Genomic DNA, 22,381 nt, shown 5'->3' with positions numbered 1-22,381 from the left:
ACGCGCAAGTTCGCATACGCTACCGACTGAATCGTTTCCGGCTGTAACGAATGTAAATCCGTCAGTGCAGCCGGATGCTCGGGAACCGGAACCCGCCCGGCGACGGCGGCGCCACCTGCATGGCCGGCACGTTCGTCTCGCTGGCCGGGTTCGGCGATTCGGCCGTGCCGGAGGCCGGCGCAGCAACCGCCGCGCCCGATGCACCCGCCGGCGCCGGCGCCGCGCCGCCCACTGCTGCTGCGCCCGCCGTACCGGCCGCGCCGGCTGCCGCCGGTGCCGCGCCGTCTTCCGGCAGGTCGTACTTCGGCAGCGCGTCGTTGCTCGACGTCGCGGCGGCCTCGCCGCGCGCGTTGCTGATCAGCATCTGGCGGCGCTGCAGGTACGCGTTGCGCACGAACGAATACTTGTCGAGCGCCGCGGCATCGAGCACGTCGCCCGCGCCGAGCAGGTTCGAACGCGTGTTGACGAGGTTCACGCCGAACAGGCCCCAGCTCAGGCCGTCCGGCTTCACGTAGGTGAGCGGGTTGCCGACGTAGTCGACGCCGAGGCCCGCCGTGTCGCGCAGCGTGCTCGGGCCGAGCAGCGGCAGCACGAGATACGGGCCCGACGGCATGCCGTAGCGGCCCATCGTGATCCCGAAGTCGGCCGTGTGCTTCGGCAGCTTCGCGATCGTCGCGACGTCGAACAGGCCGCCGACGCCGAACACCGTGTTGATCACGACGCGCATGATGTCGCCGACGCCGTCCGCGATCCGCAGCTGCACGATGTTGTTCGCCGCGATGTAGACGTCGCCGATGTTCGAGAAGAAGTTCGTCACGCTGTCGCGCACCGGCTGCGGCACCACGTACTGGTAGCCCTTCGCGACCGGCTTCAGCGCGTACGTGTCGACCTTGTCGTTGAACGTGTACATCGTCCGGTTGAAGCCTTCGAGCGGATCGCCCTTGGTCGGCGTCTGCACGGTCGCGCAGCCGCTCAACGCGGCGACTGCCGCTACCGCCAGCGCGGCGTGCCTGATGCGGATCGTGTGCATGGTCATTACCCTCTTGTTTTCTCTCGCGTGGTTATTGAGCCGCCGAGCCGGACGCGGCGGACACCGCCGACGCCGGTATCGCCACCGGTGCCGGAGCGGCCGGCGCGGCCGATGCGCCGGCGGCCGGCTTCGCGCCGCCCGCATCGGCGGCCTTGCTGTACAGGAACTGGCCGATCAGGTTCTCGAGCACGATCGCCGACTGCGTCATCGCGATCGTATCGCCCGACTTCAGCATTTCGGTGTCGCCGCCCGGATCGAGGCCGATATATTGCTCGCCGAGCAGGCCCGACGTCAGGATCTTCGCCGACGAATCCTTCGGGAACGGGTATTGGCCGTCGACGTCGATCGTGACGAGCGCCTGGTACGTGTTCGTGTCGAAACCGATCGACTTCACGCGGCCGACCACGACGCCGGCGCTCTTCACGGCCGCGCGCGGCTTCAGCCCGCCGATATTGTCGAATTTCATCCTCACCGAGTAGGTCGGCTGAAACGACAGCGAGCTCATGTTGCCGACCTTCAGCGCCAGGAACAGCACCGCAAGGAAGCCCACCACCACGAACAGGCCGACCCAGAAGTCGAGAGCAGTCTTTTTCATCGTCATTCCAAAATTTGGCTTGGCTGAGGCTTAGCTGAACATCAGCGCGGTCAGCAGGAAATCGAGGCCGAGTACGGCGAGCGACGCGAACACGACCGTCTTGGTGGTCGCGCGCGACACGCCTTCGGGCGTGGGCTTCGCTTCATACCCTTGAAACAGCGCAATGAAGGTCACGGCGAAGCCGAACACGATGCTCTTGATCACGCCGTTGCCGACGTCGGCCCAGACCTGGACCCCGCCCTGCATCTGCGACCAGAACGCGCCCGGATCGACGCCGATCAGCACGACGCCGACGAAATAGCCGCCGAGCACGCCGACCGCGTTGAAGATCGCGGCCAGCAGCGGCATCGCGATGATGCCCGCCCACATGCGCGGCGCGATCACGTTCTTGATCGGGTCGACCGCCATCATCTCGAGCGCGGTGAGCTGCTCGCCGGCCTTCATCAGGCCGATCTCGGCCGTGAGCGACGTGCCCGCGCGGCCCGCGAACAGCAGCGCGGTGACGACGGGCCCGAGCTCGCGCACGAGCGACAGCGCGACCAGCAGGCCGAGCGCCTGCTCGGAACCATAGCGGTTCAGCGTGTAATACCCCTGCAGGCCGAGCACGAAGCCGACGAACAGCCCCGACACGGCGATGATCACGAACGAATAGTTGCCGAGGAAGTGGATCTGCTTCGTGACCAGCCGCGGCCGGCGCAGCAGCGGGAAGAATTCCAGCACGAGGCGCACGAACAGGCGCGTGCCGTAGCCCGCCCGCTCGAGGCCGCCGATGACGTAACGTCCGATCGCGCTGATCATGCGCGCCCTCCGCCGAGCCCGAAATCCGCTGCGAGCGGCGGGCTCGTGTAATGAAATTTGAACGGGCCGTCCGGCGCGCCGTCGATGAATTGCCGCACGCTCGGATCGGTCGACGCGCGCAGCTCGTCGGGCGTGCCCTGCGCGAGCACACCGCCATTGGCCAGAAAATATACGTAGTCGGCGATCGCGAACGATTCCGGCACGTCGTGCGTGACGAGGATCGACGTCGCGCCGAGCGCCTGGTTCAGCGTGCGGATCAGGTTCGCGGTAATGCCGAGCGAGATCGGATCGAGGCCCGCGAACGGCTCGTCGTACATGATGAGCTGCGGATCGAGCGCGATCGCGCGCGCCAGCGCGATGCGGCGCGCCATCCCGCCCGACACTTCGGACGGCATCAGGTCGCGCGCGCCGCGCAGCCCGACCGCGTTGAGCTTCATCAGCACGAGGTCGCGGATCAGGTCTTCGGGCAGGTCGGTATGCTCGCGCAGCGCGAACGCGACGTTCTCGAACACCGACATATCGGTGAACAGCGCGCCGAACTGGAACAGCATGCCCATCTTGCGGCGCAACGCATACAGGCCGTCGCGCGTTTGCGCGCCGACATCGGCGCCGTCGAACAGCACCTGGCCGCGGCGCGCGCGCACGAGGCCGCCGATCAGGCGCAGCACAGTGGTCTTGCCGCAACCCGAGCCGCCCATGACCGCGACGACCTGCCCGCGGCCGAAGCGCAGGTTCAGGTTGGACAGGACGAGGCGGTCGCCGTAACCGAAGTCGACGTCGCGAAGTTCCAGCAGGGTCTCGGTAGGAGTGGGGCTCACGGAGCTGACAGTCCTTTTACGCAGAACGCCGAATTATAGGGCCTGCATTGGATTGATGTCGTGACGCCGTTCCAGGCCCTGCGGTCAATGATTGTCAAATTGTCCGGCAAAACATTGCTGCAATGCAATAAGCGCAGTCCGATAGTCGGCCGCGCCCGTGACCGCACTGACCACCGCGACGCTGCCGACGCCCGTCGCCAGCACGGCCGGCAGCGCGTCGAGCCCCACCCCGCCGATCGCGACGAGCGGCGCCCGCGCGCCCGCGAAGCGCGCGTAGCGGGCAATCCGCGCGAGGCCCTGCGGCGGCGCGGCGACTGCCTTGGTGGCGGTCGCGTACACGGGGCCGAGTGCGAGGTAGCTCGGGCGCTCATGCAGCGCCCGCAATATTTCGTAATATCCGTGGCTCGAAAGTCCGAGCCGCAGGCCCGCGTGCGCGATCGCGGCGAGATCGGCCGTTTCGAGGTCCTCCTGGCCGAGATGTACGCCGTACGCACCCTCTTCTGCGGCGATCTGCCAGTGATCGTTGATGAACACGCGCGCATCGGGATAGCGGCGCCCGGCCGCGACCGCACGCGCGACTTCCCGGCGCAGCGCGTCCGGCGTCGCCTCTTTCACGCGCAATTGCACGGTTCGCGCGCCGCCGTCGAGCACGCGCTCGACCCATTCGGCGCTCGGCACGACCGGATAGAGGCCGAGCTGCGCGGGGCACGGCGCAAACGCGGGCTCCGGCGCGGGCGGCAGCCCGGCGACGCGCGGGAATTGCGCGGCATCGACCGGCCACGCGTCGGCGGCGCGTGTCTCGTCGCCGTCGCGCCACGCCAGCGCGAGCACCAGCGCGTCGACCGGCGCGAAGCCGCAATCGAGGAACGCGGCGAGCGCGGCGATCCAGTCGTCCGCGAGCGGATGCGCGGCGTCGAGCGCGTAGCGCACGCCCGCCGCATGCAGCACGGCGCCCTGCTCGTCGAATTCGATCGCCGCCGCGTCCGGCGACGCAGGCCGCGATACGGCCGACGCGCGCGCCTGCGCGACACGATCGCCGGCCGACACGATCAGCACGTCGCCGTCAGCCGGCGCGTCGGGCGCCGCCACGCAGAGCCGCCACGGCGCCGCGCCGTCCGGCCAGTCGCCGAGGCGCGCGCGAATTCGCTCGGCCGCTTCGGCCAGCTCGTCGGCCGGCGGCCAGAACGCATCGGCGAAGCGCGCGCTCATGCGCCGCCCCCGTCCTGGTGCCAGAACGGCATCCCGACGACCGGCGTGCTCGCGTGCGCGGTTTCGCGCGCGTCCATCGGGCCGGCGAGATACGCGGCGCGGCCGGCCTCGACGCCCTGCGCAAACGCGCGCGCCATGATTTCCGGGTGCGTGGCCTGCGACACGGCCGTATTCAGCAGCACGCCGTCGAAGCCCCATTCCATCACCTGGCACGCGTGCGACGGCACGCCGAGCCCCGCGTCGACGATCAGCGGCACGTCCGGCAGCCGCTCGCGCAGCACGCGCAGGCCGTACGGATTCACGACGCCCTTGCCGGTGCCGATCGGCGCGCCCCACGGCATCAGCGCCTCGCAGCCGGCGTCGAGCAGGCGCCGGCCGATCACGAGATCCTCGGTGCAGTACGGCAGCACCTTGAAGCCGTCCTTGACCAGTTGCGCGGCGGCTTCGATCAGCCCGACCGGGTCGGGCTGCAACGTGTAGTCGTCGCCGATCAGTTCGAGCTTGATCCAGTCGGTATCGAATACCTCGCGCGCCATGTGCGCGGTCGTCACGGCTTCGGCAACGGTCTGGCAGCCGGCCGTATTCGGCAGCAGCGGTACAGCGTGGCGCTTGAGCAGGTCGAAGAAGCCGGCTTCGGCCGTGCCGCCCGTCATCTGGCGGCGCAGCGCGACCGTCACCATCCCGGGGCGCGACGCGGCGATCGAATCGGACAGCGACTGCAGCGACGGATAGCGCGACGTGCCGAGCAGCACGCGGCTTGCGAAGGTTACGCCGTAGAGCGTCAGCGCGTCGGCGGAGGTGTGGGACGTCATGTCGTTTTCCTGGAAGAGCGGGGCGAAGCGGCGGCGCTCAGCCGCCCGCGACGGGGTGCACGACGTCGAGCGTGTCGCCCGCCGCGAGCGCGCGCGCCGCATGCTGCGTGCGCGCGACGAAGTTGCCGTTCAGCGCCACCGCGTACGGCGGACGCGCGCCGTACGCGGCAAGCGCGTCGGCCACCGTCGCGCCGTCGGGCAACGTCAGGGTCTGTTGATTGATCTGGATATCCATGAGGCTGGGTCGGATTCGGTCGGCGGCGCGCGTCAGGCCGGCTGGCGCGCGTCGTTGCGGTGATGAAGCAGCGTCGGCCAGCGTGCGGCGTCGCGCCACGCGGCGAACGCGTCGGCATCGCCGAACGCGCCGCCGAGCGCGGCCTGCGCGAACGCGACGGCCGCCTGCGCGACTTCCGGCGCGATCATGAAGCCGTGCCGGTACAGGCCGTTGACGGCGAGCGTCGATGCGCCGTCCCAGATCACCGCCGGGCGGTGATCGGGCAGCGTCGGCCGGCACTGCGCGTTGAGTTCGAGGATGCGCGCCTCGCCGAACGCCGGATGCACGGAGAACGCCGCGCTCAGCAGTTCGAGCGCGGAGCGCACGCTGACGGGCGACATGTCCTCGCCCTCCACCTCGGTCGCGCCGATCACATAGAGGTCGTCCTGCTTCGGCGCGATGTACAGCGGATAGCGCGGATGCAGCAGCCGCACGGGCCGCGAGAGCCCGATGCCGGGCGCGTGCACGCGTGCGACTTCGCCGCGGATGCCGCGCAGCGCGGGCAGCGCGGCTTTCGCGCCGAGCCCGCGGCAATCGATCGTGAAGTGCGCGGCAGGCAGGTTCGCGTCGTCGACCGACGCGTGCCAGTGCAGCGCGACGCCGCGTTCGGCAAGGCCCGCCGCGAGCGAACGCAGCGCCTGGCGATTGTCGAGCTGCCCTTCGCGCGGCAGCATCAGCCCGCGCGCGAAGCGGCCCGCGAGCGCGGGTTCGGCCGCGTCGACCTGCGCGCCGGCGAGCGTCACGAAGCCGCCGTCGAACAGCTCGGCCGGCGCGTTCGCGCGCACGCGCCGCTCGAACAGCGGCGCCTCCGCGCGGTCCGCGTGATGCCAGACGACGAGCGTGCCGTGATGCTGGAAAAAGACGGGTTCGGGCAGTTCCGCGAGCCACTGCGGCCAGCGTGCGAGCGACGCGGCGCCGAGCTCGGTGATCAGCAGTTCCGCGCTCGCCGCTTCCGCGAGCGGCGCGAGCATCGCGGCCGCGACCCACGCGGCCGACTGCTCGCCGTCCGGGCCGCCGCGCTCGTAGAGCGCGACGCGATGCCCGTCGCCCGCGAGCCGCCACGCGATCAGGCGGCCGACGAGGCCGCCGCCGAGCACCGCGAAATCGGGTCGTGCATCCCGGACGTTCATCGCGCGCCCTCCGCGCGGTCACGTGCGACGAACGTCGGCGCGCACGCGCCGACGCCTGCGGACGCACGCGACGTCGGGACGGGAACCCTGCAAAAGACTGAAGATTGTGCGGTCATCATTCCTTCCGTAACGCGCAATGCGCGTACCCAAAAGGACGAAACCGGCAGCAAAGGCCGGCCGGGCGGGACTCGGGCGCTGACCATGTGGGATGGCAGCCAGCGCGGCCCGGCGGGATCAGAAACTTCCCTCGCCGGTATTACCCGGATCGGGTGCGAAGGGTCTTTCTCAGCCTCGCCGCGCTGCCCGGAACATCTGCCGGCCGCGCCACGAAGCACCCCTGTTTCGTCGTCGGTCATTAGACCATAAAAGCGGAAAGCGCCGCAAACTGTCCCCCTTGCGGCAAATTCGCCGGCGTGCCGCGCCGCTCTGGCACAATGCCCGCAGGCCGGCCGCGCGAGCGGCCGGTTGCCGCGTCACCGCCGGCCTTAAGTGCCGTTTAAGACGCGCGGGCCACCATCCGGACGCCCGCCGTCAGTCGGCACCCCGTCCCGGCATGCGTTATCGCGGCGCGCGTCCGGCTTCGCCCGGCCCGCGCGCCGGCTACTCATCAGGAAGCACATGACCCAATCGATCGATCCCGTCCGCTCCGCCTCCGACGCGCCGCAGGACGAGCGCCCGGTATCCGCATGGAGCCTCATCAAGCCCTACTGGGTATCGTCCGAATGGAAATTCGCGTGGGGCCTGCTGGTCACGATCATCGCGATCAACCTCTGCGTGGTCTGGATCAACGTCAAGCTGAACAAGTGGAACGCGCAGTTCTACAACGCGCTGCAGTCGAAGGATGTCCACGACTTCCCGAACCTGCTGATGCAGTTCTCCGCGCTCGCCTTCGCGTTCATCATCCTCGCCGTGTACGGCCGCTACCTGCGGCAGATGCTCGGCTTCCGCTGGCGCCAGTGGCTCACCGACCGCTTCCTCGGCCAGTGGCTCGGCGACCGCGCGTTCTACCGGATCGAGCGTGACCGCCTCGCGGACAACCCCGACCAGCGGATCACCGACGACCTCCAGTCGTTCGCGACCACGACGCTCGCGCTGTCGCTCGACCTGCTGTCGACGGTCGTCACGCTCGTGTCGTTCATCACGATCCTGTGGTCGCTCGCCGGCGCGCTGACGTTCACGCTCGGCGCGACGCCGATCGCGATTCCCGGCTACATGGTGTGGGCGGCCGCGCTGTACGCGGTGATCGGCTCGCTGATCATCCAGAAGGTCGGCCACCCGCTCGTGTCGATCAACTACCAGCAGCAGCGCGTCGAGGCCGATTTCCGCTTCGGGCTGATCCGCGTGCGCGAGAACGCCGAGCAGATCGCGTTCTACGACGGCGAGAAGACCGAGACCGGCAACGCGCAGACCCTCTTCATGCGCATCCGCGACAACTGGTGGCGCGTGATGAAGTACACGAAGCGGCTCACGTTCGTGCTGAGCTTCTACGGGCAGATCGCGATCATCTTCCCGCTCGTCGTCGCCGCGCCGCGCTACTTTGCCGGTGCGTTCTCGTTCGGCGTGCTGATGCAGATCTCGTCCGCGTTCGGCACCGTCAGCGATTCGTTCTCGTGGTTCATCAACAGCTACTCGACCCTCGTCGAATGGCGCGCCACCGTCAACCGTCTGCGCGAATTCAAGCGCGTGATGGGCACGTCGCACCTGAAGGAAAGCCTGTCGCCCGCGACCGAGCACGGCGGCATCAACCTGCACTACATCGACGCCGCGAAGCTGTCCACGTCGTCGCTGAAGCTCGCGCTGCCGAACGGCAACGCGCTCGCGAACATCGGCGACGTCACGATCGAGCCCGGCTCGCGCTGGCTCGTGATCGGCAAGTCGGGTTCCGGCAAGAGCACCTTCATGCGTGCGCTCGCGGGCCTGTGGCCGTTCGGCGACGGTGCGATCGACGCGCCGGTCGGCGCGCGGATGATGTTCGTGCCGCAGACGAGCTATTTGCCGATCGGCACGCTGAAGGCCGCACTCACCTACCCGGCGACGCCCGACGCATTCACCGACGACGCATGCCGCGATGCGCTGCGCGCGTGCCGCCTCGAGGATTACGTCGAGCGCCTCGACGAAACCGCGCACTGGACGCGCGTGCTGTCGCCGGGCGAGCAGCAACGGCTGGCCGGCGCGCGCGTGCTGCTGCACAAGCCCGACTTCCTGTTCCTCGACGAAGCGACCAGCGCGCTCGACGCCGACAACGAAGCGCGCCTCTATCACCTGTTCGCCGAACGGCTGCCGAAGGCCGCGATCGTCAGCATCGCGCACCGCGAGTCGCTGGCCGCGTTCCACGTCGGCACGATCAACGTCGAGCGCGTGACCAGCGACGACAAGGTCGCCGCGTGAACGCACGCGCCGCGCACCTTGCGCGGATCGCGCTGATCACCGGCGCAGGTTCGGGGATCGGCGCGGCGCTCGCGCGGCGGCTCGCGGCGCCCGGCGTCGCGCTGGCGCTGCATGCGCGCGGCGCGGACGATGCGGCACGGGCGCGGCTCGCCGACGTCGCCCAGGCGTGCACGGCGGCCGGCGCGGAATGCCTGACGCTGACCGGCGATCTCGGCGAGCCGGGTATAGCCGCCGCGCTCGTCGACACAACCGCTGCGCGCTTCGGCGGGCTCGACCAGCTCGTCGCGAACGCCGGCTTCGCCGCACGGCAATCCTTCTCCGATCTCTCCGCAGACGCGCTCGCATCCGCCTTCGCGGCGATGCCCGGTGCATTCTCCGCGCTCGCAGGCCGCGCGCGGCCGCTGCTCGACACGTCGGCCGCGCCGCGGATCGTCGCGGTCAGTTCGTTCGTCGCGCACCGCTACCGCGCCGATGCGCCGTTCGCGGCAACCGCAGCCGCGAAGGCCGCGCTCGAATCGCTGGTGCGTACCGCGGCCGCCGAATTCGCCGCGCACGGCATCACCGTCAATGCGGTCGCGCCGGGCTTCACGCGCAAGGACCACGGGCCGAGCGCCGGCAATGCGGCCGCGTGGGCGCTGGCCGAACAGGCGACGCCGCTCGGCCGGATCGCCGAACCCGACGACGTCGCCGCGCTGATCGCGTTCCTGCTGTCGGACGCAGCGCGGCAGATCACCGGCCAGGTCATCCACGTCGACGGCGGCCTGACGCTCTGACGCGTCTCCCTTCCCGCCCGCCTTTCCGCTCGAACCCGCATCCGCCTTTTTGGCGTGCAGGACCGCGCCCGTAAAATAACCGCGACGCGGCAGCGCGGGACGAGACAAGACGAGAGGGGGCGGCAAGCATGCAGGCATTCCAGTGGTTCAACGAATTGTCGACGCGCGAGCGCCGGACGCTGTACGCCGGATTCGGCGGCTACGCGGTCGATGCGTTCGACTTCATGATCTATTCGTTCCTGATTCCGACGCTGATCGCCACCTGGGGCATGACGAAGAGCGAGGCCGGGATGATCGCGACCAGTTCGCTGATCTCGTCGGCAGTCGGCGGCTGGGTCGCCGGCATCCTCGCCGACCGCTACGGCCGCGTGCGCGTGCTGCAGTGGACGATCGCGACGTTCGCGCTGTTCACGTGCCTGTCCGGTTTCACACATTCGTTCTGGCAGTTGCTCGCCACGCGCACGCTGCAGGGTTTCGGCTTCGGCGGCGAATGGTCGGTCGTGACGATCATGATGGCCGAGACGATCCGCTCGCCCGAGCATCGCGCGAAGGCCGTCGGCACCGTGCAGAGCAGCTGGTCGTTCGGCTGGGGCGCGGCCGCGATCCTGTACTGGGCGTTCTTCGCGCTGCTGCCCGAGCAGCTCGCGTGGCGCGCGTGCTTCTGGATCGGCATCGTGCCCGCGCTGTGGATCCTGTACATCCGCCGCAACGTCAGCGACCCCGACATCTACACGGCCACTCGCCGCGCGCGCGACGAAGGCCGCGTGTCGGGCCACTTCCTCGAGATCTTCTCGCCGCCGCACCTGCGCGCGACGCTGTTCGGCAGCGCGCTGTGCACCGGCATGCTCGGCGGCTACTACGCGATCACGACGTGGCTGCCCACCTATCTCAAAACCGTGCGCCACCTGTCGGTGTTCAACACGAGCGGCTATCTCGTCGTGCTGATCGTCGGCTCGTTCGTCGGCTACGTGGTCGGCGCGATCCTGTCCGACCGGCTCGGCCGCCGTGCGTCGTTCATCCTGTTCGCGATCGGCTCGTTCTCGCTCGGCATGGCGTACACGATGCTGCCGATCACCGATACCGCGATGCTGCTGCTCGGCTTTCCGCTCGGCATCGTCGTGCAGGGGATCTTCGCGGGCGTCGGCGCGTATCTGTCGGAGCTGTATCCGGGCGCGATCCGCGGCTCGGGCCAGGGCTTCTGCTACAACCTCGGCCGCGGGCTGGGCTCGTTCTTCCCGATTCTCGTCGGCGCGCTGTCGCAGTCGATGTCGCTCGTGAAGGCGATCGGTCTCGTCGCAGGCGGCGGCTACCTGCTCGTGATCATCGCGGCGCTCGTACTGCCGGAAACGCGCGGCAAGTCGCTCGCCGACGATCCGGCCGTCGCGTCGTGAGCCACCGCTTCGTTCCGGACACCGCATGCACGTGATCGTTCTCGGCGCCGGCGTGATCGGCGTCACCACCGCCTGGCACCTGCGAGAAGCAGGCTGCGACGTCACCGTGATCGAACGCGAGGCCGATGTCGCGCAAGCGACGAGCCTCGGCAACGCGGGCGTGATCGCGCCCGGCTACGTGACGCCGTGGGCCGCGCCCGGGATGCCCGGCAAGATCCTCAAGTACCTGTTCAAGCCCGTGTCGCCGCTGATCTTCCGGCCGACGCTCGATGCCGCGCAGTGGCGCTGGATCGCGCGCTGGCTGCGCGAATGCGAATTCGAGCGGTTCCGCGTGAACAAGCAGCGGATGCAGCGCATCGCGTATTACAGCCGTGCGTGCCTGCATGCGTTTCGCGAGCGCTATCCATTCGACTACGGCGCAAGCCGCGGCTACCTGCAACTGCTGCGCGGTGCGTTCGACGTCGAGATGGCGCAGCCCGCGCTGAAGGTGCTGCGCGATGCCGGCATCGCGTTTCGCGAACTCGACGCGGCCGGCTGCACCGCGATCGAGCCGGGCCTGCGCTGGGCACGGCAGGCTCCCGTCGGCGGCATCTACCTGCCTGACGACGAAGCCGGCGACTGCGCGCGCTTCACTCGCGAGCTGCGGGCACTGTGCGAAGCGAACGGCGTGACGTTCCGGTTCCGTACCGCGATTCGGGCGCTCGATGTCGCGGGCGGCAAGGTGCGCGGCGTGCGGGTCGACTCGCTCGAAGCAGGCACGGCCGCTCAACGCGATGCCCTGCTCGCCGCCGATGCGATCGTCGTTGCGCTCGGCGTCGACAGCGCCGGCCTGCTGCGACCGCACGGCATCGACGTGCCGCTGTATCCGGTGAAGGGCTACTCGGCCACGCTCGCGGTCGTCGACGATGAAAAGGCGCCGTGCGCCGCGCTGATGGACGAATCGCTGAAGACCGCGATCACGCGCTTCGGCCCGACGCTGCGCGTCGCGGGCACCGCGGAACTCGGCAACCGCCGCGCGGCGCTGCGGCAACAGGCGCTCGACACGCTGATGAAGGTGCTCGACGACTGGTTCCCGCACGCGGCCGATCGCGCGTCGGCGCGTTTCTGGGTCGGCCGCCGGCCGATGACGCCCGACGGGCCGCCGCTGCTCGGCGCGAGCGGGATCGATGGCCTCTGGCTCAACGTCGGCCACGGCTCGACGGGCTGGGCGATGTCGATGGGGTCGGGAAAGGTGGTCGCGGATCTCGTCACCGGACGCGCGCCGGAGATCGATCTGGCGGGCCTGACGCTCGCACGCTACGACGGGTAGTGCTGCCGGCGGGTAACGTCGAAGCGATGTCGAAGCGATGCGCCGTTGCGACCGGCCTGGCGCGCGGCCGTCGGCGCGTGTCGTTACTGCCGCGTCCGGCCTTCCGCCGGTGCGATCGGCGCCGACACGATCGGCCGATGCGACACGCCTTCCTGCGACAGCCGGCTTTCGAACAGCGTCAGCGCTTCGACCCGCACCTCGACGGGCCGCCCCGGCGTGCCGCCGTGCGCGGGCTGGCCAACCGCATCGTGAGGCAGCCGTGCGAGCGTGACGTGCGGCCGGAACGGCCGCCGGTCGGCCGGCACACCGAGTTCGCGCAGCAGCGCCGCCAGCCCCGCATTCAGCGCGATGCAAGCGGCATCGGTCGCGAGCTCCGCGACGATCAGCCTCGCGCGCGGCAGGCTCGGCCACCACGCGATCCGCTCGACCGGCAACGACGGCGGCGCATGCGCGGCGGCAAGCGCGGGCAGGTGCGCGGCCAGCGCGTCGCACCGGTCCCGCTCGATTGCACCGATGAACGCGAGCGTCATGTGCAGTTGCGCGGGCAGCGTGCGCCGCGCGCCACGGGTGACCGGCAACGCGTGCAGCGCGTCGCGCGACGCCGCATCGGGCATCAGCGCGACGAACGCACGGAGCCGGTCGCCGTTCATGACTCGCTCACGGCGGCCCGCGGCGCGTTCGACGCGTCGGCCGACGCCGGACGCTGCGGCAGCGGGCCGTGCTCGCCCCACACGTCGGCCGGCAGCACGCGCGCGAGTTCGGGGATCGTGTTGCGCGTGAACACCGGATCGGCGACACCTGCCGCGCGCTGGCGGCGATAGTCGGCCCACGCGGCGTGCGCATACTTGCCGAGCGCGAGGATTGCGATCAGGTTGATGATCGCCATCAGCCCCATGCTCGTATCGGCCATCGCCCACACGAGCGGCAGTTGCCCGACGCTGCCGAACATCACCATGCCGAGCACGGCGATGCGGAACAGCGGCAGCACGCCGCGCCGCTTCGTGATGAATTCGACGTTGCCCTCCGCATACGCGTAATTGCCGATCACCGACGAGAACGCGAGGAAGAAGATCGCGACGGCCATGTAGATGCCGCCCCAGTCACCGACGTGGCTCGAGATCGCGCGCTGCGTGAGCGCCGCGCCTTCCATTCCGGTGCCGAGCGCGTACTGGCCCGACAGCAGGATCACGAACGCGGTCGCGCTGCAGATCACGATCGTGTCGACGAACACGCCGAGCATCTGGATCAGCCCCTGCGTGACGGGGTGGCGCGTGCTCGCGGTCGCGGCCGCGTTCGGCGCGCTGCCCATCCCCGCCTCGTTCGAGAACAGCCCGCGCTTCACGCCGATCGCGATCGCCTGGCTGACCGCATAGCCGGTCAGGCCGCCGGCCGCCTGCTCGAGGCCGAACGCGCTCTTCACGATCAACGCGATCACGCCGGGCACCAGCGTGATGTGCGTCGCGACCGCATAGACCGCGAGCGCGAGGTAGCCGATCGCCATCAGCGGCACGATCACCTGCGCGACCGTCGCGATGCGGCGGATCCCGCCGAAGATGATCGGCGCGGAGAGCAGCACGAGACCGAGGCCGACCGTCTCGCGGCGCCAGCCGAACGACGTATGGAATGCGTCGGCGATCGCATTGGCCTGCACCGCGTTGAACACGAAGCCGAACGCGAGGATCAGCGACAGCGAGAACAGCACGCCGAAGCCGCGCGAGCGCAGGCCCGTCTGGATGTAGTACGCGGGGCCGCCGCGATAGCTGCCGTCCGGGTGCGACACCTTGAAGATCTGCGCGAGCGTCGCTTCGACGAACGCGGACGACATCCCGACGAGCGCGGTCATCCACATCCAGAAGATCGCGCCCGGCCCGCCGACCGTCAGCGCGACCGCGACGCCGGCGATGTTGCCGGTACCGACGCGGCTTGCGAGCCCGGTCGCGAACGCCTGGAACGACGAAATGCTGCCCGGCTCGCCCTTGCTGCCGACCAGCTTCATGCTGAGGAACAGCGCCTTCAGCTGGATCATCCGGAACCGCAACGTGAACCACGCGCCGGCGCCGAGCAGCAGCGCGATCAGCACGTAGTTCCACAACACGCCGTTGACGGTGTCGATCAGCCCATGCACGAATGCTTCCATCCAGAGTCCTTGTAAATAGCGTCAGTCATGTGCGGCGACCGCGAACGCGGCCCGAGGGGCGACATGATATGACAGTTTGCAAGGATTATTACAAAACGAAAGAAATTGAGATGGCGAAAAATCGAAGCCGGATGTCATCAGGTTAGACGACGCTTCGCGAAAATGCGGGATGGCGATGCGATACGCTTCCGGTCCCGGCTACCGGCTGGCGCGCGCCCCGCATGAAAATCCGGACGTCGAAATGTCTTTCGGACGCCGCTCGCCCGACACCAGACCGGACACCGTCCGGATTGCCCGAACGGGACGCGAGAGGATGCAACTTCACCGACCAGAGAAGTATCCGCACGCGCTCATGATCCCAACCGTCATTCGCTACGCCAGTCGACTCGCGCTGATTGTCGTCATGGCAACCATCGCACTCATCGTGTTGTTTCTAGCCATTGTCGTGATCGCGCGATACGAGCCCGACGACGGCTATTGCCCCGGCGCACCGCTCGGGGAACTCGAAGCACGCATTCTGTCATTCGCCGAAGCGCGCGGCATGCGTCCGGACGACATCGAATTCGTCGGCATGCCGCGTTACCACGCCGACAGGCTCGGTTGGTGGCACTTCGACCTGAAGTCCGGCGAAGCGAGCTACGTCGCCACGATCGATTGCGGGCGTCACGTCACGGGCTTCGGGAAATTTCAAATGCTGCCGCTCGAACCGGCCACGGTGCAACGAAGCCATTCGTCGGCCGGTATCGAACCACGCGCGGTCGATCCCGTCCCAGGCTACCGATGATTCCCCGGGTCGACGCGCCGGACGACCGCGCGTTCAGCACGCCAGGGAAGCCGGCCATTCCGGCAGGCGGCGGCGACGACATGCCTGTTCAAGCTCGGCGCCGTTTTGGAACACACGCGCTAGCAGGCGCTCGGGCGACGCCGAGAATTCAGCTGCCCGGGTTACCCCTCACGTTGTTCATCCCGCATCGAGCGCCCCATGATTGCCAGCGTCATACGCGGATCGTTCCGGCTGGTTCTCTGGCTGGTTATCGCAACGATCTGCACCTACGCACTACTATTTTTCGTGGTCGCGACTTCCCGATATGAGCGGACCGAGGGCAGTTGCCCCGACATGTCTGTCGATGCCCTACGGAAAAAAGTCCAGGCCCGTCTTCTCGAAGCGCACGGAATACCGCCGGACAGCATCCGGTTCGACGGCGCGCCGCAGTATCACGCGTGGAAGCTGGGCGTGTGGGAATTCCCGCTGCGCGTTGGCGAAACCCGATACACCGCGATGATCGATTGCAACGAGCAGCTTGCAAGCTACGGGCGAACCATCGATCCGTTGGGCGCCCCAACCGGGCAAACCCGCGATCACCCGCAGCCTCAAAAATAAAAAAACCGGGCGCCCTGTCGGACGCCCGGCTTTCCATCGAAACCCGCTCGCGCGCTTCAGCTCAGCGCGGCAATTCCGAATGCCCCATCAGGTACGCATCGACCGAACGCGCGCACTGGCGGCCTTCGCGGATCGCCCATACCACGAGCGACTGGCCGCGCCGCATGTCGCCTGCCGCGAACACCTTGTCGACCGACGTGTAGTACGAACGATCGCCTTCGGTCGCCGCACGCGCGTTGCCGCGCGCATCCTTCGCGACGCCGAACGCGTCGAGCACCGGCGCAGCCGGTTGCGTGAAGCCCATCGCGAGCAGCACGAGATCGGCCTTCATCTCGAACTCGGAGCCCGGCACTTCCTGCATCTTGCCGTCCTTCCACTCGACGCGCACCGCGATCAGCTTCTCGACCTTGCCGTTCTTGCCTTCGAGACGCTTCGTCGCGACCGCCCAGTCGCGCTCGCAGCCTTCCTCGTGCGACGACGACGTGCGCAGCTTGATTGGCCAGTACGGCCACACGAGCGGCTTGTGTTCCTCTTCCGGCGGCTGCGGCAGCAGCTCGAACTGCGTGACCTGCTTCGCGCCGTGACGGTTCGACGTGCCGACGCAGTCCGAACCCGTATCGCCGCCGCCGATCACGATCACGTGCTTGCCCTTCGCGAGCAGCTGGTCGACGAGCTTGTCGCCCGCGTTCACGCGGTTCTGCTGCGGCAGGAAGTCCATCGCGAAATGAACGCCGGCGAGCTCGCGGCCCGGCACCGGCAGGTCGCGCGGCGTTTCCGAACCGCCGGCGATCACGACCGCGTCGAATTCTTCCTTCAGCGTGTCCGGCGAAATGGTTTCCTTCGCGAGGCTGCCGATCGACTCGGGCAGCGGATCCTTGCCGATGAACACGCTGGTGCGGAACGTCACGCCTTCCGCTTCCATCTGGCGCATGCGGCGATCGATCAGCCACTTCTCGAGCTTGAAGTCGGGAATCCCGTAACGCAGCAGGCCGCCGACGCGATCGTTCTTCTCGAACACCGTCACGTCGTGGCCCGCGCGCGCGAGCTGCTGCGCGGCGGCGAGGCCCGCGGGGCCCGAACCGACGACCGCGACCTTCTTGCCGGTCTTGTGCTCAGGCGGCAGCGGCTTCACCCAGCCTTCGCCCCAAGCCTTGTCGATGATCGCGTGCTCGATCGACTTGATGCCGACCGGGTCGTCGTTGATCCCGAGCGTGCACGCCGCTTCGCACGGCGCCGGGCAGATGCGGCCCGTGAACTCGGGGAAGTTATTGGTCGAGTGCAGGACTTCGATCGCCTGCTGCCAGTCCTGACGGTAAACGAGATCGTTGAAGTCGGGAATGATGTTGTTGACCGGGCAGCCGTTGTTGCAGAACGGGATGCCGCAATCCATGCAGCGCGCGCCCTGGACCTTCGCGTCCGCGTCGGTCAGTGCCGCGACGAATTCCTTGTAGTGCTTCACGCGCGTGAGCGGTGCTTCGTACGCCTCGTGGCGGCGTTCGAACTCCAGAAAACCGGTTGCCTTGCCCATAAGGTGCTCTTCTGTTCGGTGTATCGGGTGGGGGAGCCGCGCGCGGCCGTCAGGCGCGCGCGGCATTCGCTATGTCGTTCGTCGCTCAGGCGGCCAGCACTTCCTTCGCCGCCTTCTTCGCACCGATCTCGCCCAGCGCGCGCTTGTATTCGTGCGGGAACACCTTCACGAACTGGCGGCGCGCCGCGTCCCAGTTTTCCAGCAGCGACTTCGCGCGCGGCGAGCCCGTGAACTGGAAATGACGCTCGATGAGCCCCTTGAGCAGCGCTTCGTCCGTCGTGCCTTCGTGCCAGAGTGCGCGGTCGACCGTGCGCTCCTGCTCGGCCTGCTGCAGCACCGGATCGAGCGCGACCATCGACTTGTTGCACTTCGCCGCGAACGTGCCTTCCGGATCGTAGATGTACGCGAGGCCGCCCGACATGCCGGCCGCGAAGTTGCGCCCGGTCTCGCCGAGCACGACGACCGTGCCGCCCGTCATGTATTCGCAACCGTGGTCGCCCGTGCCTTCGACGACCGCCGTCGCGCCCGAGTTGCGCACGCAGAAGCGTTCGCCCGCGACGCCGCGGAAGAAGGCCTCGCCTTCGATCGCGCCGTACATCACCGTGTTGCCGCAGATGATGTTTTCCTCGGACTTGCCGCGGAAGTCGTTGGTCGGGCGGATGATGATCCGGCCGCCCGACAGGCCCTTGCCGACGTAGTCGTTGCCGTCGCCGACGAGGTCGAGCGTCACGCCCTTCGCGAGGAACGCGCCGAAGCTCTGGCCGGCCGTGCCCTTCAGCTGGATGTGCACCGCGTCGTCGGCCAGGCCGTCGTGGCCGTGCTTCTTCGCGATCACGCCCGACAGCATCGCGCCGACCGTGCGGTTCACGTTGCGCACCGGCTGGATGAACGACACATGCTCGCCGTTCTCGATCGCGGCCTTCGCCTTCTCGATCAGCACGTGGTCGAGCGCACGCTCGAGGCCGTGATCCTGCACGTCGACGTGACGCGGCGCGACGTCCTCGCACTCTTCCGGCTGGTAGAACACGCGCGAGAAGTCGAGCCCCTTCGCCTTCCAGTGCTCGATGCCCTTGCGCGTATCGAGCAGGTCGGCGCGGCCGATCAGGTCGTCGAACTTCGCGATGCCGAGCTGCGCCATGATCTCGCGCACTTCCTCGGCGACGAAGAAGAAGTAGTTCACGACGTGCTCGGGCTGGCCCTTGAACTTCGCACGCAGCACCGGATCCTGCGTCGCGACGCCGACCGGGCAGGTGTTCAGGTGGCACTTGCGCATCATGATGCAGCCTTCGACGACGAGCGGCGCCGTCGCGAAGCCGAATTCGTCCGCGCCGAGCAGCGCGCCGATCACGACGTCGCGGCCCGTCTTCATCTGGCCGTCGGCCTGCACGCGGATGCGGCCGCGCAGGCGGTTCAGCACCAGCGTCTGCTGCGTTTCGGCGAGGCCGAGCTCCCACGGGGTGCCCGCGTGCTTGACCGACGACAGCGGCGACGCGCCCGTGCCGCCGTCATGGCCGGCGATCACGACGTGGTCGGCTTTCGCCTTCGCGACACCGGCCGCGACCGTGCCCACGCCCACTTCCGACACGAGCTTCACGGAGATGCTCGCGCTCGGGTTCACGTTCTTCAGGTCGTGGATCAGTTGCGCCAGATCCTCGATCGAGTAGATGTCGTGGTGCGGCGGCGGCGAGATCAGGCCGACGCCCGGCACCGAGTAACGCAGTTTGCCGATGTATTCCGACACCTTGTGGCCCGGCAGCTGGCCGCCTTCGCCCGGCTTCGCGCCCTGCGCCATCTTGATCTGGATCTGGTCGGCCGATGCGAGGTACTCGGCGGTGACGCCGAAGCGGCCCGACGCGACCTGCTTGATCTTCGAGCGCAGCGAATCGCCGTCCTTCAGCGGAATGTCGCTGACGATCTCGTCGCCGATCACCGACTTCATCGTCTCGCCCGCCTTGATCGGAATGCCGCGCAGTTCGTTGCGGTAACGCTTCTGGTCCTCGCCGCCTTCGCCGGTGTTCGACTTGCCGCCGATCCGGTTCATCGCGACAGCGAGCGTCGCGTGCGCTTCGGTGCTGATCGAACCGAGCGACATCGCGCCCGTCGCGAAGCGCTTGACGATGTCCTTCGCCGGCTCGACGTCGTCGATCGGGATCGCCTTGGTCGGCTCGACCTTGAACTCGAACAGGCCGCGGAACGTCATGTGACGCTTGGTCTGGTCGTTGATCAGGTGCGCGTATTCCTTGTACGTCTGGTACGAGTTGCTGCGCGTCGCGTGCTGCAGCTTCGCGATCGAATCCGGCGTCCACATGTGGTCTTCGCCGCGCACGCGATACGCATACTCGCCACCCGCGTCGAGCATGTCGCGCAGGACCGGGCTGTCGCCGAACGCGTCGCGGTGCAGGCGGATCGCCTCTTCCGCGACTTCGAACAGGCCGATGCCGCCGACCTTCGACGCCGTGCCCTTGAAGTACTTCTCGACGAGGTCGCTCGACAGGCCGAGCGCTTCGAAGATCTGCGCGCCGGTGTACGACATGTACGTCGAGATGCCCATCTTCGACATCACCTTCTGCAGGCCCTTGCCGACCGCCTTCGTGAAGTTGTAGACGGCCTTCTCCGGCGACAGGTCGCCCGGCAGGCCTTCTGCCATCTTCGCGAGCGTTTCCATCGCGAGGTACGGGTGCACGGCTTCCGCGCCGTAGCCCGCGAGCAGCGCGAAGTGGTGCGTCTCACGCGCGGAGCCCGTCTCGACGACGAGGCCCGTGCTCGTGCGCAGCCCTTGCTGGACGAGGTGCGTGTGGATCGCCGACGTGGCGAGCAGCGCCGGAATCGCGACGTGCTCGGCGTCCGTCTTGCGGTCCGACACGATCAGCATGTTGTAGCCCGACTTGACCGCGTCGACGGCTTCCGCGCACAGCGACGCGAGGCGCGCCTCGATGCCTTCCTTGCCCCAGGCGACGGGATAGCAGATGTTCAGTTCGTACGCGCTGAACTTGCCGCCCGTGTACTGGTCGATCGCGCGGATCTTCGCGATGTCCTTGAAGTCGAGCACCGGCTGCGACACTTCGAGACGCATCGGCGGGTTGATGTTGTTCGTGTCGAGCAGGTTCGGCTTCGGGCCGACGAACGACACGAGCGACATCACCATGTTCTCGCGGATCGGGTCGATCGGCGGGTTCGTGACCTGCGCGAACAGCTGCTTGAAGTAGTGATAGAGCGTCTTGTTCTTGTTCGACATCACCGCGAGCGGCGAGTCGTTGCCCATCGAACCGACGGCTTCCTCACCCTGCTGCGCCATCGGCGCCATCAGGAACTTCAGGTCTTCCTGCGTATAGCCGAACGCCTGCTGGCGGTCGAGCAGCGCGGCGCCCTGGGTGCGGCCGGCCGCGACGTCCTCGGCCTTCGGCTCGATCTCGTCGAGCTTGATGCGCACGGCGTCGATCCAGCTCTTGTACGGCTTCGCGTTCGCGAGGTTGTCCTTCAGTTCCTTGTCGTCGATGATGCGGCCGTGTTCCATGTCGATCAGGAACATCTTGCCCGGCTGCAGGCGCCACTTCTTGACGATCTTCGATTCGGGGATCGGCAGCGTACCGGCTTCCGACGCCATGATGACGAGGTCGTCGTCGGTCACGATGTAGCGCGCCGGGCGCAGGCCGTTACGGTCGAGCGTCGCGCCGATCTGGCGGCCGTCGGTGAACGCGATCGCGGCCGGGCCGTCCCACGGCTCCATCATCGCGGCGTGGTATTCGTAGAACGCGCGGCGGTTCTCGTCCATCAGCGTGTGCTGTTCCCACGCTTCCGGGATCATCATCATCACCGCGTGCACGAGCGGGTAGCCGGCCATCACCAACAGTTCGAGACAGTTGTCGAACGATGCGGTGTCGGACTGGCCCGGGTAGATCAGCGGCCACAGCTTCGGCAGATCGTCGGCGAGCACGTGCGACGCGATCGCGCCGGTACGCGCGTTCAGCCAGTTCACGTTGCCCTTCACGGTGTTGATCTCGCCGTTGTGCGCGATCATCCGGTACGGGTGAGCCAGCTCCCATGCCGGGAACGTGTTGGTCGAGAAGCGCTGGTGCACGAGCGCGAGCGCCGACACGACGCGCGGGTCCTGCAGGTCGCGGTAGTACACGCCGACCTGGCCCGCCAGCAGCAGCCCCTTGTAGACGACCGTGCGCGCCGACATCGACGGCACGAAGTATTCCTTGCCGTGCTTGAGCTTCAGCGCCTGGATGCGGTGGCTCGCCGTCTTGCGGATCACGTACAGCTTCCGCTCGAGCGCGTCCGTCACCATGATGTCCTTGCCGCGACCGATGAAGATCTGGCGGATCAGCGGCTCGCTCGCCTTGACCGTCGGCGAGATCGGCATCGCATGGTCGACCGGCACGTCGCGCCAGCCGAGCACGACCTGGCCTTCGGCCTTCACCGTCCGCTCGAGCTCCTGCTCGCACGCGAGACGCGATGCGTTTTCCTTCGGCAGGAAGATCATCCCGACCCCGTATTCGCCGGCCGGCGGCAGGTCCACGCCCTGCTTCGCCATTTCCTCGCGATAGAACGCGTCCGGAATCTGGATCAGGATACCCGCGCCGTCGCCCATCAGCGGATCGGCGCCGACCGCGCCGCGGTGATCGAGGTTCTCGAGGATCTTCAGACCCTGCTGGATGATCTCGTGGCTCTTCTTGCCCTTGATGTGAGCGACGAAGCCGACGCCGCAGGCGTCGTGTTCGTTTTGCGGGTCGTACAGACCTTGTGCGGCGGGCACCGCGGCGAGCGGCTGCTGGTGGTCGTTCATGGGGACACCGTCGTAAAGG

General features: G+C 68.1%; 18 protein-coding genes and 1 riboswitch. Of the genes, 6 read left to right on the top strand and 12 right to left on the bottom strand.

Annotation, left to right across the window (positions count from 1 at the left end; all coding sequences use genetic code 11):
- Nucleotides 1-61: 61 nt before the first annotated feature.
- The 8 genes from HWW87_RS34080 to HWW87_RS34045 form a co-directional block, all read right to left on the bottom strand.
- Entirely contained in the window at nt 62-1,030 is a 969-nt protein-coding gene (locus HWW87_RS34080) for a VacJ family lipoprotein (protein ID WP_175824043.1), read from the bottom strand.
- 31 nt (nt 1,031-1,061) lie between these two features.
- The gene (gene mlaD, locus HWW87_RS34075) at nt 1,062-1,631 is read right to left on the bottom strand and encodes an outer membrane lipid asymmetry maintenance protein MlaD (protein WP_175823965.1); all 570 of its coding nucleotides are present in this window, start codon (nt 1,629-1,631) and stop codon (nt 1,062-1,064) included.
- A gap of 24 nt (nt 1,632-1,655) precedes the next feature.
- Complete coding sequence (mlaE, locus tag HWW87_RS34070) at nt 1,656-2,423, bottom strand: lipid asymmetry maintenance ABC transporter permease subunit MlaE (RefSeq protein WP_050013133.1); 768 nt, start codon at nt 2,421-2,423, stop codon at nt 1,656-1,658.
- Nucleotides 2,420-3,241 carry an ABC transporter ATP-binding protein gene (locus HWW87_RS34065; protein WP_006477138.1) on the bottom strand — a complete coding sequence of 274 codons (822 nt, stop codon included), beginning with the start codon at nt 3,239-3,241 and terminating at the stop codon, nt 2,420-2,422. Before HWW87_RS34065 ends, mlaE begins: the two co-directional genes overlap by 4 nt.
- An 84-nt stretch (nt 3,242-3,325) precedes the next feature.
- Nucleotides 3,326-4,450 carry a thiamine phosphate synthase gene (thiE, locus tag HWW87_RS34060; RefSeq protein ID WP_175823964.1) on the bottom strand — a complete coding sequence of 375 codons (1,125 nt, stop codon included), beginning with the start codon at nt 4,448-4,450 and terminating at the stop codon, nt 3,326-3,328.
- On the bottom strand, nt 4,447-5,262 hold the full coding sequence (locus HWW87_RS34055) for a thiazole synthase (RefSeq protein WP_175823963.1): 816 nt from the start codon (nt 5,260-5,262) through the stop codon (nt 4,447-4,449). The genes thiE and HWW87_RS34055 overlap by 4 nt, the downstream gene beginning before the upstream one ends.
- 37 nt (nt 5,263-5,299) lie before the next feature.
- Nucleotides 5,300-5,497, bottom strand: coding sequence for a sulfur carrier protein ThiS (thiS, locus tag HWW87_RS34050; RefSeq protein ID WP_174387944.1), 198 nt, complete (start codon nt 5,495-5,497; stop codon nt 5,300-5,302).
- 32 nt (nt 5,498-5,529) lie between these two features.
- Nucleotides 5,530-6,666, bottom strand: coding sequence for an FAD-dependent oxidoreductase (locus tag HWW87_RS34045; RefSeq protein WP_175823962.1), 1,137 nt, complete (start codon nt 6,664-6,666; stop codon nt 5,530-5,532).
- A gap of 225 nt (nt 6,667-6,891) precedes the next feature.
- Nucleotides 6,892-7,015, bottom strand: a riboswitch (TPP riboswitch).
- Nucleotides 7,016-7,284: 269 nt separating this feature from the next.
- Between HWW87_RS34045 and HWW87_RS34040 the strand changes: the two genes are divergently transcribed.
- The 4 genes from HWW87_RS34040 to HWW87_RS34025 all read left to right on the top strand — a co-directional run bounded on the left by HWW87_RS34040 (nt 7,285) and on the right by HWW87_RS34025 (nt 12,527).
- The gene (locus HWW87_RS34040) at nt 7,285-9,054 is read left to right on the top strand and encodes an ABC transporter ATP-binding protein/permease (RefSeq protein ID WP_175823961.1); all 1,770 of its coding nucleotides are present in this window, start codon (nt 7,285-7,287) and stop codon (nt 9,052-9,054) included.
- On the top strand, nt 9,051-9,827 hold the full coding sequence (locus HWW87_RS34035) for an SDR family oxidoreductase (protein ID WP_175823960.1): 777 nt from the start codon (nt 9,051-9,053) through the stop codon (nt 9,825-9,827). Before HWW87_RS34040 ends, HWW87_RS34035 begins: the two co-directional genes overlap by 4 nt.
- A 128-nt stretch (nt 9,828-9,955) precedes the next feature.
- Nucleotides 9,956-11,218, top strand: coding sequence for an MFS transporter (locus HWW87_RS34030; protein WP_175823959.1), 1,263 nt, complete (start codon nt 9,956-9,958; stop codon nt 11,216-11,218).
- Between the two features lie 25 nt (nt 11,219-11,243).
- On the top strand, nt 11,244-12,527 hold the full coding sequence (locus tag HWW87_RS34025; protein ID WP_175823958.1) for a D-amino acid dehydrogenase: 1,284 nt from the start codon (nt 11,244-11,246) through the stop codon (nt 12,525-12,527).
- A gap of 83 nt (nt 12,528-12,610) precedes the next feature.
- Here HWW87_RS34025 and thpR read toward each other — a convergent pair whose 3' ends face one another.
- Together thpR and HWW87_RS34015 are read right to left on the bottom strand one after the other, a co-directional pair.
- Nucleotides 12,611-13,177: an RNA 2',3'-cyclic phosphodiesterase gene (thpR, locus tag HWW87_RS34020; protein ID WP_175823957.1), complete on the bottom strand. Its 567-nt coding sequence runs from the start codon at nt 13,175-13,177 to the stop codon at nt 12,611-12,613.
- Complete coding sequence (locus HWW87_RS34015) at nt 13,174-14,664, bottom strand: alanine/glycine:cation symporter family protein (protein ID WP_175823956.1); 1,491 nt, start codon at nt 14,662-14,664, stop codon at nt 13,174-13,176. The genes thpR and HWW87_RS34015 overlap by 4 nt, the downstream gene beginning before the upstream one ends.
- 169 nt (nt 14,665-14,833) lie before the next feature.
- Between HWW87_RS34015 and HWW87_RS34010 the strand changes: the two genes are divergently transcribed.
- Entirely contained in the window at nt 14,834-15,448 is a 615-nt protein-coding gene (locus HWW87_RS34010) for a hypothetical protein (protein ID WP_175823955.1), read from the top strand.
- Between the two features lie 198 nt (nt 15,449-15,646).
- On the top strand, nt 15,647-16,045 hold the full coding sequence (locus tag HWW87_RS34005) for a hypothetical protein (protein WP_175823954.1): 399 nt from the start codon (nt 15,647-15,649) through the stop codon (nt 16,043-16,045).
- 61 nt (nt 16,046-16,106) lie between these two features.
- Here HWW87_RS34005 and HWW87_RS34000 read toward each other — a convergent pair whose 3' ends face one another.
- Both HWW87_RS34000 and HWW87_RS33995 read right to left on the bottom strand, forming a co-directional pair.
- Nucleotides 16,107-17,573, bottom strand: coding sequence for a glutamate synthase subunit beta (locus tag HWW87_RS34000; RefSeq protein WP_174387936.1), 1,467 nt, complete (start codon nt 17,571-17,573; stop codon nt 16,107-16,109).
- Nucleotides 17,574-17,658: 85 nt separating this feature from the next.
- Nucleotides 17,659-22,362 (bottom strand): glutamate synthase-related protein, encoded by a 4,704-nt coding sequence (locus tag HWW87_RS33995; RefSeq protein ID WP_175823953.1) that lies wholly within the window; start codon nt 22,360-22,362, stop codon nt 17,659-17,661.
- Nucleotides 22,363-22,381: the final 19 nt, after the last annotated feature.

Source organism: Burkholderia sp. BCC0419 (genome assembly GCF_902830285.1).
Classification (GTDB): Bacteria; Pseudomonadota; Gammaproteobacteria; order Burkholderiales; family Burkholderiaceae; genus Burkholderia.
Note: the sequence above shows the minus strand (reverse complement) of the source record. Positions and strands in the feature narration are given on the sequence as shown.